Genomic DNA, 12658 nt, shown 5'->3' with positions numbered 1-12658 from the left:
ACTCAGCCGGGGAGCCGGACGGGCATCAGCAGGTAGATGTAGCCGGGCTCGACCTCGCCCTCGGCGTCCACCGGCTTGATCAGCGCGGGGCGGCTGGGCGTGGTGAAGGTCAGCTGCGCCCGGCTGGTGTGCATCGCGCCGAGGCCGTCGAGCAGGTAGCCCGGGTTGAACGCGATGGTCAGCCCGTCGCCGGTCAGCTCGACCGGCAGCTCCTCCTCCGCGCTGCCCTCGTCGTCGCCACCGGCGGACAGCCGCAGCGAGGACTCGGAGAACTCCAGCCGGACCTGGGTGCCGCGCTCGGCGACCAGGGACACCCGCTTGATCGCCTCGACCAGCGGGGCCACGTCGATGATCGCGGCCGCGGCGTGCTCGCTGGGCAGCAGCTGGCGGTACTTGGGGAACTCGGCATCGAGCAGCCGGGTGGTGGTGCGCCGCCCTGCACCTGACAGGCCGAGCAGGCCGTCACTGTCGCCGAGGGAGAGTTCGATCTTGGAGCCGGAGCCGCCGAGGGTCTTGGCCGCGTCCGCAAGAGTCTTGGCCGGGACGAGCAGCGCGGTCGAGCCGACCTCGCCGCTGGGCTCCCAGGTGAACTCACGCAGGGCGAGCCGGAAGCGGTCGGTGGCCACCAGGGTGACCTTCTCGTCCTCGATCTCCATCCGCACACCGGTGAGCATCGGCAGCGTGTCGTCCTTGCCCGCCGCGATGGCGACCTGGGCGACGGCCGGGCCGAAGCTGTCCGAGGGCAGATGCCCGGCGAGCTGCGGCATGGCTGGCAGCTGCGGGTAGTCCTCCACCGGCATGGTGGGCAGGCTGAACTTGGCGCTGCCACAGGTGATCGTCACCCGGGCGCCGTCCACCGCGATCTCCACCGGGTGGTTGGGCAGCGCCCTGGTGATGTCGGCCAGCAGCTTGCCGGAGACCAGGGTGCGACCAGCCGCGGAGATGGTGGCCGGCACGCCGATCTGGGCCGAGACCTCGTAGTCGAAGCCGGAGACGGTCAACGTCTCCCCGTTGTCGCCGTCGGCTCCGCCCGCGTCCAGCAGCACTCCACCGAGCACCGGCACCGGAGGCCGGGAGGGCAGGCTGCGGGCGACCCAGGCGACGGCGTCGGCAAGGCCGTCCCGCTCGACGCGGATCTTCATGGCAGGTCCTTTCGGAAATTCGACGCGACCGTCATGGGCTCGGGCTGGGCTGGTCGTTCGCCGTCGGTCGTGGGCCACGGCGGCCCGGGGTTGGCGCAGCGACGCATCGAGGTCCGAGCGAGGCGGGCTCCACCGTAGAGGCTTCCGGGCCTGCTCGTCATCTCGGCCCGCCCTCGACCGTGAGCCGTCCATCCCCAACTTCGCGCCGCTTGTTCATCTTTTGATTTTTACTTCTTCGAAAGATCAAGACAGCAGTAGTAGTAAGGGCTGTGAGTTGTGTGGACAGCGTGAGTCTGCGCAGCTCAGGTGGTTTCTGAGGGTGTGGACTACGGCTGTGGGCAACTGGTGAGAAACCGGGGGTGCCCGTGGACAACTCAGCTGTTGGCAAAGAGCATCCACATGATCTGCGAGCTGTCCACAAGGTTGTCCCCAGCTGTGGGTGCGTTCATACCCAACCTCTACACAGGCTGAGCGTGGTCCGGGTCTCCCTGGATGGGGGACAACTCGCCGAAACTTTCTCCAGAGTTGGTCCGATCGGGCGCTCCACACCGTCAGAAAAGTTCCGGACCCCAGTGCGGGGCCGACCGGTGTCCTGCCCCGGATCGCCCGACTTTTCTCAGCTTGTGGGGCGCGCGGCGGGGCAACGCCGAGTCAGAAACATCGGCGTGCGGCGGCCATGCCAGGGCATCCCCGGAGTCATCGGCAGCGCGGGCGGGGCACACAAGAGAAAACGCCCGCCGGAGGGACTCTCCGGCGGGCGTCTACGGCGTGCTGGGGGTCAGGCGCGGGCCCGCTGCTTGATCCGCGAGGTCAGCTCCTGGACCTGGTCGTAGATGCGACGGCGCTCGGCCATCTCCTTGCGGATCTTCTTGTCCGCGTACATGACCGTGGTGTGGTCGCGGCCGCCGAAGGTCTGCCCGATCTTCGGCAGGGACAGGTCGGTCAGCTCGCGGCACAGGTACATGGCGATCTGCCGGGCCTGGGCCAGCGCCTTGGTCTTACCGGGGCCGCACAGGTCGTCGATGCTCACCGTGAAGTACTCCGCGGTGACCGCCATGATCGTGGGCGCGGTGATCTCCGGCGCCTGCGAGTCCGGGATCAGGTCGCGCAGCACGATCTCGGCCAGTGGCACGTCCACCGGCTGCCGGTTCAGCGAGGCGAACGCGGTGACCCTGATCAGCGCGCCCTCCAGCTCGCGGATGTTGCGCTCGATCCGGGCCGCGATGAACTCCAGCACCTCGGCTGGCGCGGCCAGCCGGTCCTGGGCGGCCTTCTTGCGCAGGATCGCGATCCGGGTCTCCAGCTCGGGCGGCTGGATGTCGGTGATCAGGCCCCACTCGAACCGCGTGCGCAGCCGGTCCTCCAGAGTCTCCAGTCGCTTGGGCGGCCGGTCCGAGGACACCACGATCTGCTTGTTCGCGTTGTGCAGGGTGTTGAAGGTGTGGAAGAACTCCTCCTGCGTGCCTTCCTTGCCCTCCAGGAACTGGATGTCGTCGACCAGGAGCACGTCGACGTCCCGGTAGCGGCGCTGGAAGGCGACCTTGCGGTCATCACGCAGTGAGTTGATGAAGTCGTTGGTGAACTCCTCGGTCGAGACGTACCGCACCCGCATGCCCTGGAAGAGCCGCTGGGCGTAGTGCCCGACCGCGTGCAACAGGTGGGTCTTGCCCAGACCGGACTCGCCCCAGATGAACAGCGGGTTGTACGCCCTGGCCGGCGCCTCGGCCACGGCCACCGCCGCGGCGTGCGCGAATCGGTTGGAGGCGCCGATGACGAAGGTGTCGAAGGTGTACTTCTCATTCAGCCTGGTCTGCGGGTTGCTCGGCGAGCGAGCGGGCTGACCGGCCGAATTACCGGAGTACTTGGGCCATATCTCGTGCACCGCGGCGAGGGCCTCGCGCTCCTCGTCCACCTCGTCCTCGGTGTCCCCGCCCTCGGTCGCGCCGGTGGGCAGCGAACCGAGCTGCGACAACCCGGGGCCGGGGATCGGCGTGGTCGCCATCCCGTTGGGCAGCGGGGCCAGCGGCAGCGGGATCGCGGGCATCGTCGGCTGTTCCAGCGACGGGCCGGCGTGCGTTGGCGGGCTCACCGGCGGCGGGGCCACCGGTTTGGGCGGGGCGGGGCTCAACGGCGCGTTGTCCACCTTCACCGCGAGCGAGACATCCCGGCCGAGGTGGCGGGAGAGCGCGGCGGTGATCGGTTCGCGCAACGCGCGTTCGATGGCGTCCTTGGCAAAATCGCTCGGGGCGGCCAGCAGGGCCGTTCCGTCGAGCAGGCCGATCGGGCGGGTCACCCGCATCCAGGCTCGCTGCTGAGGAGACAGGGTGCCGGAGGACAACTCCTGCACCACACGCTCCCATACGAGTCCCAGCTCGGCGTGGGTGTCGGACACTTGCTCCGCTCCCCTCCCCTCGTGTCAGTGCCGCGCGGACACCAAACGTGAGATGTCCACAGAGTTGTCCACAACTGTGCACGAAGGCAGGACGGGCCGCACATGGACCCCCCTGTAACCGCGGAAGGGGCAACCTAACAACACTGGACACTGCCCACAAGACCCGGATGGGGACTGCACTGGAGTGGGCGGTCAGCTTGCCCGTTGTGGTGGAACGGGGGGCGGATTTGAGATGACGGCGGGTGATAAGTACCCTCGAACGGTCTCCCGCGTACCGACGGGTGCGTTTGCCGTGCCTGTCATGGTCGTCTGATCTTGACGAACGCGACGGAGACAACCCTAGACCTGCTACACCCATGTACCGGGAGAACCGACCGTGAGCAAGCGCACCTTCCAGCCCAACAACCGTCGTCGCGCGAAGACCCACGGCTTCCGGCTGCGGATGCGCACCCGTGCCGGTCGCGCCATCCTGGCTGCTCGCCGCCGCAAGGGCCGCGACGAGCTGTCCGCCTGAGACACCCGCCGCCGTGCTCCCCGCGGCTGCCCGGCTCACCCGTAGCCAGGACTTCGGCCTGGTGGTACGCCGGGGCCGCCGCGTTGGGCGACCCCGGTTGGTGGTGCACGCGCAACTGTCGAACCCGCCCACCCCTGGCGAGTCCTGCTCGCCGCGGGTGGGTTTCGTCGTGAGTAAGGCCGTGGGCAATTCAGTCGTCCGGCACCGGGTCTCCCGCCGGCTCCGGCACCTGATGCGGGACCGGCTCGACCGGTTCCCGCCGGGCACCGCCTTCGTGGTGCGTGCCCTGCCCGCCTCGGCCGAGGCCACCAGCGCCCAGCTCGGTGGCGATCTCGACTCGGCCTTCCGCAAGCTCGGTCTGCCCGTCCACGGTGGTGCGGCGTGAGCGCCGGGCGGGCCGGGCCGGTGGCCACCGTGTTGTTGTGGCCGGTCCGGTTCTATCGCCGGTTCATCTCCCCCGCTCTTCCCCCGACGTGCCGCTTCTACCCGAGCTGCAGCACCTACGCGGTGGAGGCGCTGACCACACACGGCGCCTTCCGCGGGTCGTGGCTCACCGTGCGCAGGTTGTTGCGCTGCGGACCCTGGCACCCTGGAGGCCTGGACCCCGTTCCGCCGCCCCGCGACCGTGCTTCGGAGCGGGCTTCGTGCAAATCCGCTGAGGAGTAGTTCGTGCTCGACTTCATCAACTACCCCGTGTCAGCCATCATGTGGTTCTGGCACAAGGTGCTCAGCTATGTCATCCCGGAGACCAGCGGGGTGAACTGGGCCCTGTCGGTGATGCTCCTCGTGTTCACCCTGCGCGGGCTGCTGTTCAAGCCGTTCGTCAAGCAGGTGCGCTCGATGCGCAAGATGGCGGAGTTCCAGCCCCAGCTCGCCAAGCTTCGCGAGAAGTACGGCAATGACAAGCAGCGCATGGCCCAGGAGATGCAGAAGCTCCAGGCCGAGGGCGGGTTCAACCCGCTGGGCGGCTGCCTGCCGATGCTGGTCCAGATGCCGGTGTTCCTTGGTCTGCTCAACGTGCTCCAGGGCTTCAAGCCCGGCGCCACGAGCAACTACATCTTCGGTCAGCCCGAGGTCAGCTCCTTCCTCGCCTCGAAGCTGTTCGGCGTGAACCTGTCCGCCGCGATCCGGATGAGCGGCGCGGACCTGGCCACCATCGGCACCGACCGCACCGCCCTGCTGCTGCTGGCCATCCCGCTCATGGTGCTGGCCTCGGCGCTGACCCACCTGACCGCGCGGCACTCGGTGGCCCGCCAGTCGGCGACCGCGGCGGCCAACCCGCAGTCGGCGATGATGAACAAGCTGATGCTGTACTTGTTCCCGCTCGCGGTGCTCGTCGGTGGCCCGTTCTTCCCGGTCGCGATGCTGCTCTACTGGCTGAGCAACAACACCTGGACCCTCGGTCAGCAGTACGTGGTGTACCACCGCATCGACCGCGAGGAAGACGAGAAGAAGGCCGCCGCCATCGAGAAGCGGCAGAACATCGGCCCCAAGCCCGGCCAGAAGCCGCAGCCCGGTCAGAAGCCGGTGCGCAAGCGCCCGGCCAACACCGCCCCGCCTGCCACCTCCTCGGCCGACAAGAACAAGGACACCTCCGCCTCAACCGGGTCGGAGAAGAGCACTGCCCCGCGCAACGGTTCGGACGCGGCCAAGTCCACGGACTCCGGCACCGCCAAACCCGGTGAGGTCCCCGGGATCATCCAGAGCCGGTCGACGGGCAAGAAGCAGACCCGCAAGCGCCGCTGAGGCGACTGCAATATGGAAGGAGACACCGTGTCGGAGACCTTGCAGGCGACCGAACAGGAAGCGGACGCCGCTACTCCGGACGCCGGTAACGACGAGAGCCTGCTGGTGCGCGAAGGCGACGTCGCGGGCGACTACCTGGAAAAGCTGCTCGACTTGCTCGACTACGACGGCGACATCGACCTGGACGTCGAAGCGGGCCGCGCGATCGTGAGCATCGATGGCGGCGAAGATCTGGAGAAGCTCGTCGGTCGCCGTGGTGAGGTCCTGGAATCCCTCCAGGAGCTGACCCGCCTCGCGGTCCAGCAGTCCACCGGCAGCCGCAGCCGCCTGATGCTCGACGTGGCCCAGTGGCGCGCCGACCGTCGCGCCGAGCTGAGCGAGCTGGGCAAGTCCACCGCGGAGAAGGTGCTGGAGACGACCAAGCCGATCCGCCTGCGCACCATGACCCCGTTCGAGCGGAAGGTCGTGCACGACGCGGTCGCCGCGGTCACCGGGGTGCACAGCGAGAGTGAGGGCGAGGAGCCGCACCGCCGCGTGGTGGTCTTCCCGACCAGCTGACCAAGCACACGCAGAACGCCCGGCCGGGGCTTCCCCGGCCGGGCGTTTTGTTTTGGGGCGGGCGAGCCGGAGGACGCGGTCGGGGAGATCGGCGGTTGGACAGCCGCGGGTTGGCGGTTCGGGACTTGGCAGGGATGCGAGGCCGGACGGACTCGACGGTCGGTGGCCGCCCGTAGCGCTCACGCGCGGGCGGGAGGCGCGGGTTGGTTGTGGGGAACGGGAGGTGGGTGGGCGGCCGGGTGTGGCGGGAGCGGGTCGTGGTTCGTGGTCTTATTGGGCGTCTGGGTTTGGGTGGTCGTTTCACGTGAAACGGCGACTGAAGGGATGGGGAGTGGGCGTGGTTTCACGTGAAACGGTGCCGGTGCCGGAGCTGGCGGCGCAGGTGTTCGGGGATCGACTTGAGCTGGCAGTGCGGTTCGCCGACCTGCTCATCGAGCACGGGGTGGAGCGGGGGCTGATCGGGCCCCGCGAGGTCGAGCGGGTCTGGGATCGGCACATGCTCAACTCCGCCGTGGTGGCCGATCTGCTGGCGACTTCCGCCTCAGTGGTCGACGTCGGCTCGGGGGCTGGACTGCCTGGACTGCCGATGGCGATCGCTCGGCCGGATGTGTCCATCACCCTGCTGGAGCCGATGGCTCGCCGGGTCGCCTGGCTGACCGAGGTGGTCGAGGAACTGGACCTCGATGTCGAGGTGGTTCGGGGACGTGCTGAGGAGAAGGCCGTTCGGGAACAGCTCGCTGGTGCCGATGTAGTGACTGCACGCGCTGTCGCGCCGCTGGCGAAGTTGGCTGGGTGGTGTCTGCCGTTGGCTCGGCCCGAGGGGCAACTGCTGGCGCTCAAGGGGTCGAGTGCGGCGGAAGAGCTTGAGCGGGACGAGCAGGCGGTGGCGGCGGTCGGGGGCGTGAACGGACGGATTGTGGTGTGCGGGGAAGGGGTTCTTGAGGTGCCGACGACGGTAGTTGTGGTCGATCGCGCTCCAGGGCGTGACGGGAAGCGCCGGAGAAGGAAGGATCGGGGATGAGGCCGGAGTCGCCCCAGTTTTCACATTCGGAGCGCGAAACGGCCCACGTTCCACGTGAAACACTCGCACCGGATTCGGTGACATCCCACGTGCCCGAGGAGATCCCCGTGTGGACCCCCATTGCCGAGGAAGCCGAGCGCGCTACTCGCGTGCTGCACCCCGACGCCCTGCAGCTGCCCCGCCCGGCCCGTCGCCGCGTGCTCACCGTGGCCAACCAGAAGGGCGGCGTCGGTAAGACCACCAGCACGGTGAACCTGGCCGCCGCGCTCGCCCTGCATCACCTCAAGGTGCTGGTGATCGACCTCGACCCGCAGGGCAACGCGAGCACCGCCCTGGGCGTCGAGCACCGGTCCGGCACCCCCTCCATCTACGAGGTGCTGATCGGGGAGATCTCGCTCGCCGACGCGGCCGCGCCGAGCAACCAGACGGACAACCTGGTGTGCGTGCCGGCGACCATCGACCTGGCCGGCGCCGAGATCGAACTGGTCTCGATGGCCGCCCGGGAGTCCCGGCTCAAGGAGGCCCTCTCCCCCGAGGCGCTGGACTCGCTGCAGCCCGACTACGTCTTCATCGACTGCCCGCCCTCGCTCGGTCTGCTCACGCTGAACGCGATGGTGGCGGCGCAGGAGGTGCTCATCCCGATCCAGTGCGAGTACTACGCGCTGGAGGGACTGAGCCAGCTGCTCGGCAACATCGAGCTGGTGCAGCAGCACCTGAACCCGGACCTGGACGTGTCCACCATCCTGCTCACCATGTACGACGGCCGCACCAAGCTGGCCGACCAGGTGACCACCGAGGTGCGCAACCACTTCCAGGAACGCGTCCTCAAGACCGTGATCCCTCGTAGCGTGAAGGTGTCCGAGGCGCCCGGCTTCGGGCAGACGATCATCACCTACGACCCGGGTTCGCGGGGCGCGATGAGCTACCTCGACGCAGCCAAGGAACTCGCCGTACGCGGCGCCGAGATGGGAACCACATGACAGAACGAAAGGGCGGGCTCGGTCGAGGTCTCGCCGCGCTGATCCCCAGTGGCCCGCCGCCCGGTGCGGCGGGTGCCTCCTCCCCCGCCGCCACCGCGGTGGCGGCCAGGACCAAGGGTGAGGTGGAGCCGGAGACCTCGGTGGCCGGTGCGGTCTACCGCGAGGTGCCGACCGCGGCGATCAAGCCGAACCCGAAGCAGCCCCGGCACGTCTTCGACGAGGACGCGCTGTCCGAGCTGGAGCACTCGATCCGCGAGTTCGGGCTCATGCAGCCGGTCGTGGTGCGAGAGCTGGGCAAGGGTCAGTACGAACTCGTCATGGGTGAGCGGCGCCTGCGGGCGACGCAGCTGGCGGGGCTGGACCGGATCCCGGCCATCGTCCGGCAGACCGCCGACGAGGCGATGCTGCGGGACGCGTTGCTGGAGAACATCCACCGGGTGCAGCTCAACCCGTTGGAAGAGGCGGCCGCCTACCAGCAGCTGCTGGAGGAGTTCGAGGTCACCCACGAGGAGCTGGCCGGCCGGATCGGCCGCAGCCGCCCGGTGATCACCAACACCATCCGGCTGTTGAAGTTGCCCCTCCCCGTGCAGCGCCGGGTCGCCGCCGGCGTGCTCTCCGCCGGACACGCCCGCGCCCTGCTTGGCCTGGACGACCCGGGCCGTCAGGAGGACCTGGCCGCCAAGATCATCGCCGAGGGGCTGTCGGTCCGGGCGACCGAGGAGGCCGTGGTGCTCGCCAAGAGCGAGCAGCCGGCCAAGGCCAAGCCCGCCGCGCGCAAGCCGATCCAGGCCCCCGGTCTGCAGGACCTGGCGGAGAAACTGTCGGACGCCTTCGACACCCGGGTCAAGGTTGAACTCGGCCGCCGCAAGGGCCGGATCGTGCTCGAATTCGGCTCCGTCGACGATCTTGAGCGCATCGTGGAGCTGATGGGACATAACGGGGCAAAACGGTCACAGCAGAGCGACTAGCCAGGGTATTGCCGACTTATGTCACGGTGACGTTTTCGGATGGAAACGCCGATCAGCTGCGGGCGAGCGCTCGCTCGACCAGGGTGCCGAACACCTCACCGAGCGAGCGCCCGGCGGCCTCCACCGCCATCGGCAGCAGCGAGGTCTCGGTGAGTCCCGGCGAGACATTCACTTCCAGGAAGTGCGCCGTGCCATCCGGCGTCACGATCGCGTCGGTCCGGGAGATGTCGCGGAGGCCGAGCAACTGGTGCGCGGCCACCGCCAGCTCCCCCACCGCCCGCTGGGTCTCCGGCGAGAGCCGGGCCGGGGCGTGGAACGTGGTGAGTCCCGCGGTGTACCGGGCCGAGTAGTCGTACACGCCGTTCTCCGGCTGGATCTCCACCGCCGGCAGGGCCAGGGGCCCCTCGGCGGTGTCCACGACCGCCACGGCCACCTCAACGCCCGCAATGTAGGTCTCCGCGAGCACGGTGTCCCCGTAGGCCAGGCAGTCCACCATCGCGGCCGGCAGGTCCGCGGCGTCCCGCACCACGGTCGCGCCCAGCGCGGAGCCGCCCTGGTCCGGCTTGAGCATCAGCGGCAGGCCGAGCCGGTCGACCAGCGCGTCCAGCACCGCCTGCGCGCCGAGCACCCGGAACGTGCTGTGCGGCAGCACCACCCAGTCCGGCGTGCTCAGCCCGGCCCTGGCCAGCTCGCCCTTGGCGGTCGGCTTGTCCCAGGCCCGGCGGCAGGCCCTCGGGTCGGTGCCCACGTAGGGCACGCCGAGCATCTCCAGCACCGACTGCACCGCGCCGTTCTCGCCCTCGCCGCCGTGCAGCGCCACCACCGCGGCATCCGGCCGGTGCTGCCGCAGCCGCTCCAGCAGCGCGCCGTCGGCGTCCCACTCCTCCACGGTCAGCCCGGTCTCGCGCAGCGCGGCGGAGAGCCTGCGGCCCGACCGCAGCGAGACCTCCCGCTCGTGGGACAGCCCACCGGCCAGCACCGCGACCCAACGATCAGACACTGCACAGCTCCTCGCCTGGAAAGTGCCGACGGTCCACTGTGATTGTCCACAGTGGACCGTCGGCGGAACGTTGCGGGATAAGGCCGGTCAGGCCGTGTCCGGGGACGGCGACTGCGGGCCGGTCGGCTGGCGGCGGACCACCTGGCCGAAGGTGCTGATCAGTTCCAGCTCGCCTTCCAGCACGGTGGCCAGCCTGCGCACGCCCTCCCGGATCCGCTCCGGCGTCGGGTAGCAGAAGGACAGGCGCAACTGGCTGTTGCCGGTGCCGTCGCCGAAGAAGGCGGTGCCTGGCACGAAGGCCACCCGCTGGGTGACCGCGCGCGGCAGCATCGCCTTGGTGTCAATGCCTTCCGGCACGGTCAGCCACACGTAGAAGCCACCGTCCGGTTTGGTCCAGCGGCAGCCATCCGGCAGGTGTGCTTCCAGCGCGCCGAGCATGGCGTCCCGGCGTTCCCGGTACACCTCGCGGTAGGTCTTGATCTGGCCCATCCAGTCGTGCTGGGCCAGGTAGCGGGACACCACGGCCTGGGTGAAGGTGGGCGGGCACAGCGTGGCCGATTCGGCGGCCAGCACCAGTTTCTCCCGCACCGCGTGCGGGGCCAGCGCCCAGCCGACCCGCAGCCCCGGCGCGAAGGTCTTGGAGAACGAGCCGAGGTAGACTACGTTCTCCGACTCCATCGAGCGCAGTGCCGGGTAGGTCTGGCCGTCGAAGCCGAGCATCCCGTACGGGTTGTCCTCGATCACCAGCACGCCGTGCCGGGCGCAGATCTCCAGCACCTCGGCCCGCCGGTGCACCGCCAGGGTGACGCCGGCTGGGTTGTGGAAGTTCGGGATCGTGTAAAGGAATTTCACCCGCCGCCCGGCCGCGGCCAGCGCGCTCAGCGTGCGCTCCAGCTCCGCCGGGATCAGGCCCTCGTCGTCCAGCGGGACGTGCACGACCTCGGCCTGATAGGCGGTGAAGGTGCCCAGCGCGCCCACGTAGGACGGGGCCTCGGCCACCACCACGTCGCCGGGATCGCAGAAGATCCGGGTGACCATGTCCAGTCCGGACTGCGAGCCCACGGTGACCGTGACGTCGTCCGGGTGGGCCGAGATGCCCTCCAGGGCCATGATCTGGCAGATCTGCTCGCGCAGCGCCGGGATGCCCTGGGCCGAGCCGTACTGCAGCGCGGTCTGGCCCTCGGTGGCCAGCAGCTGGGCCACATCGGCGGAGAGCGTCTCCAGTGGCAGCGCGGCCAGGTAGGGCATGCCGCCGGCCAGCGAGACCACCTCGGGCCTGCTGGCCACCGCGAACAGGGCCCTGATCTCCGAGGCCGTCATGCCAGCCGTGCGCGACGCGTAGCGCCGCAGGTGGGTGTCCAGGCTGCGCCCCGCTGCCGCCGCGGCCGGGACAGCGGACGGATTTTGCTGTTCGGGCTTGGGGGCAGGTAGGTTCATGGCGCGCTCCGGTATCGGCGATCGTCCGAGTCAGTCTAGGCCGCCGGCAGGAGCGATGGCGCCGAGTGTGATCCGGCCTCCCTGTCGAAGCCGGTGCGCTGCGCCTATGCTGGTTCACGGTGCCCGTGGTGCGCGGGCATGCCGTTCTTGCTGGGAGGTCAGGTGTCGCGACGCGTAGTCGGCGTCACGCTGGACAACCTCGACCACCTGTCCCGGCATTCCCGGGGCTGTGTGTTCTGGGAGCTGGCTCCGCATATGAAGGAGCAGTCGGAGGAGTTCGGCCAGACCGAGTTCGACAAGGAAGCCTGGATCTCCGCGGTGTTGCTGGAGTGGGGTTCCTGCGGCCGGATCATCTACGCCGACGGGGTGCCAGCCGGGCATGTGCTCTACGCCCCGCCGAGTGTGGTGCCCAGGGCCTCCACCTTCCCCACCTCACCGGCCAGCCCGGACGCGGTGCTGATCACCGCGTTGCAGGTGCTGCCCGAGTTCACCGGTGGCGGCCTGGGCCGGGTGCTGGTGCAGGCGGTGGCCAAGGACCTGACCCGGCGCGGAGTGAAGGCGATCGAGGCCTTCGGCGATGCCACCCCGGATGAGCCCAACTGCGTGCTGCCGGCGGACTTCCTGCTCAGCGTCGGGTTCAAGACCGTGCGTCCGCACCCGAAGTGGCCGCGGATGCGTCTTGAGCTGCGGACCGCGCTGACCTGGAAGGAAGACGTGGAGGCAGCGCTGGAGCGGCTGCTGGGCACGGTCTCCATCAGCGCCACCGCCACCAAGGAGCCGAGCTTCCGGCCCGTCTGAGACCAATGAGAAAGGCCCCCGACCGTGAACTGCTCCCCGGAAGTTGGACTGAGAATTCAGTTCCAGCTTCCGGGGAGCAGTCGTATGGACGCACGGAGTTCG

Annotated in this window: 13 protein-coding genes; 9 read left to right on the top strand and 4 right to left on the bottom strand. The window is 69.3% G+C overall.

Features of this window, described 5'->3' with window-relative positions; genetic code table 11:
• Positions 1 to 2: 2 nt before the first annotated feature.
• The gene (dnaN, locus tag MZC64_RS45450; protein WP_247765890.1) at positions 3 to 1142 is read right to left on the bottom strand and encodes a DNA polymerase III subunit beta; all 1140 of its coding nucleotides are present in this window, start codon (positions 1140 to 1142) and stop codon (positions 3 to 5) included.
• Between the two features lie 778 nt (positions 1143 to 1920).
• Positions 1921 to 3534 (bottom strand): chromosomal replication initiator protein DnaA, encoded by a 1614-nt coding sequence (dnaA, locus tag MZC64_RS45445; protein WP_247765889.1) that lies wholly within the window; start codon positions 3532 to 3534, stop codon positions 1921 to 1923.
• Positions 3535 to 3910: 376 nt separating this feature from the next.
• Between dnaA and rpmH the strand changes: the two genes are divergently transcribed.
• The 8 genes from rpmH to MZC64_RS45405 all read left to right on the top strand — a co-directional run bounded on the left by rpmH (position 3911) and on the right by MZC64_RS45405 (position 9321).
• Positions 3911 to 4048: a 50S ribosomal protein L34 gene (gene rpmH / locus MZC64_RS45440; RefSeq protein WP_088287484.1), complete on the top strand. Its 138-nt coding sequence runs from the start codon at positions 3911 to 3913 to the stop codon at positions 4046 to 4048.
• A gap of 13 nt (positions 4049 to 4061) precedes the next feature.
• On the top strand, positions 4062 to 4433 hold the full coding sequence (rnpA, locus tag MZC64_RS45435) for a ribonuclease P protein component (protein ID WP_247765888.1): 372 nt from the start codon (positions 4062 to 4064) through the stop codon (positions 4431 to 4433).
• Entirely contained in the window at positions 4430 to 4714 is a 285-nt protein-coding gene (yidD, locus tag MZC64_RS45430) for a membrane protein insertion efficiency factor YidD (protein WP_247765887.1), read from the top strand. The genes rnpA and yidD overlap by 4 nt, the downstream gene beginning before the upstream one ends.
• A 3-nt stretch (positions 4715 to 4717) precedes the next feature.
• Complete coding sequence (gene yidC, locus MZC64_RS45425) at positions 4718 to 5794, top strand: membrane protein insertase YidC (RefSeq protein ID WP_247765886.1); 1077 nt, start codon at positions 4718 to 4720, stop codon at positions 5792 to 5794.
• Positions 5795 to 5821: 27 nt separating this feature from the next.
• Positions 5822 to 6352: a R3H domain-containing nucleic acid-binding protein gene (locus MZC64_RS45420; protein WP_247765885.1), complete on the top strand. Its 531-nt coding sequence runs from the start codon at positions 5822 to 5824 to the stop codon at positions 6350 to 6352.
• A gap of 331 nt (positions 6353 to 6683) precedes the next feature.
• Complete coding sequence (gene rsmG, locus MZC64_RS45415; RefSeq protein WP_374205908.1) at positions 6684 to 7373, top strand: 16S rRNA (guanine(527)-N(7))-methyltransferase RsmG; 690 nt, start codon at positions 6684 to 6686, stop codon at positions 7371 to 7373.
• Positions 7370 to 8353: a ParA family protein gene (locus tag MZC64_RS45410; RefSeq protein WP_247765883.1), complete on the top strand. Its 984-nt coding sequence runs from the start codon at positions 7370 to 7372 to the stop codon at positions 8351 to 8353. The genes rsmG and MZC64_RS45410 overlap by 4 nt, the downstream gene beginning before the upstream one ends.
• On the top strand, positions 8350 to 9321 hold the full coding sequence (locus MZC64_RS45405) for a ParB/RepB/Spo0J family partition protein (protein WP_247765882.1): 972 nt from the start codon (positions 8350 to 8352) through the stop codon (positions 9319 to 9321). Before MZC64_RS45410 ends, MZC64_RS45405 begins: the two co-directional genes overlap by 4 nt.
• Before the next feature lie 52 nt (positions 9322 to 9373).
• On the opposite strand, the gene MZC64_RS45400 is transcribed toward MZC64_RS45405, so the two are convergent.
• Together MZC64_RS45400 and MZC64_RS45395 are read right to left on the bottom strand one after the other, a co-directional pair.
• The gene (locus tag MZC64_RS45400; protein WP_247765881.1) at positions 9374 to 10321 is read right to left on the bottom strand and encodes a D-alanine--D-alanine ligase; all 948 of its coding nucleotides are present in this window, start codon (positions 10319 to 10321) and stop codon (positions 9374 to 9376) included.
• Between the two features lie 87 nt (positions 10322 to 10408).
• On the bottom strand, positions 10409 to 11758 hold the full coding sequence (locus MZC64_RS45395; protein WP_247765880.1) for a PLP-dependent aminotransferase family protein: 1350 nt from the start codon (positions 11756 to 11758) through the stop codon (positions 10409 to 10411).
• A gap of 162 nt (positions 11759 to 11920) precedes the next feature.
• Here MZC64_RS45395 and MZC64_RS45390 point away from each other — a divergent pair, with 162 nt between their 5' ends.
• On the top strand, positions 11921 to 12556 hold the full coding sequence (locus MZC64_RS45390; RefSeq protein WP_247765879.1) for a GNAT family N-acetyltransferase: 636 nt from the start codon (positions 11921 to 11923) through the stop codon (positions 12554 to 12556).
• The last annotated feature ends 102 nt before the right edge of the window (positions 12557 to 12658 follow it).

Source organism: Crossiella sp. S99.2 (genome assembly GCF_023094165.1).
In the GTDB taxonomy this organism is placed as follows: domain Bacteria; phylum Actinomycetota; class Actinomycetes; order Mycobacteriales; family Pseudonocardiaceae; genus Crossiella.
This window is presented reverse-complemented; position numbering and strand designations above follow the sequence as displayed.

Excerpts from the sequence above, each read along its gene's own strand:
- dnaN (WP_247765890.1), bottom strand. The coding sequence starts at position 1,142 with ATGAAGATCCGCGTCGAGCGGGACGGCCTTGCCGACGCCGTCGCCTGG.
- MZC64_RS45410 (WP_247765883.1), top strand. The coding sequence starts at position 7,370 with ATGAGGCCGGAGTCGCCCCAGTTTTCACATTCGGAGCGCGAAACGGCC.
- MZC64_RS45405 (WP_247765882.1), top strand. The coding sequence starts at position 8,350 with ATGACAGAACGAAAGGGCGGGCTCGGTCGAGGTCTCGCCGCGCTGATC.
- MZC64_RS45395 (WP_247765880.1), bottom strand. The coding sequence starts at position 11,758 with ATGAACCTACCTGCCCCCAAGCCCGAACAGCAAAATCCGTCCGCTGTC.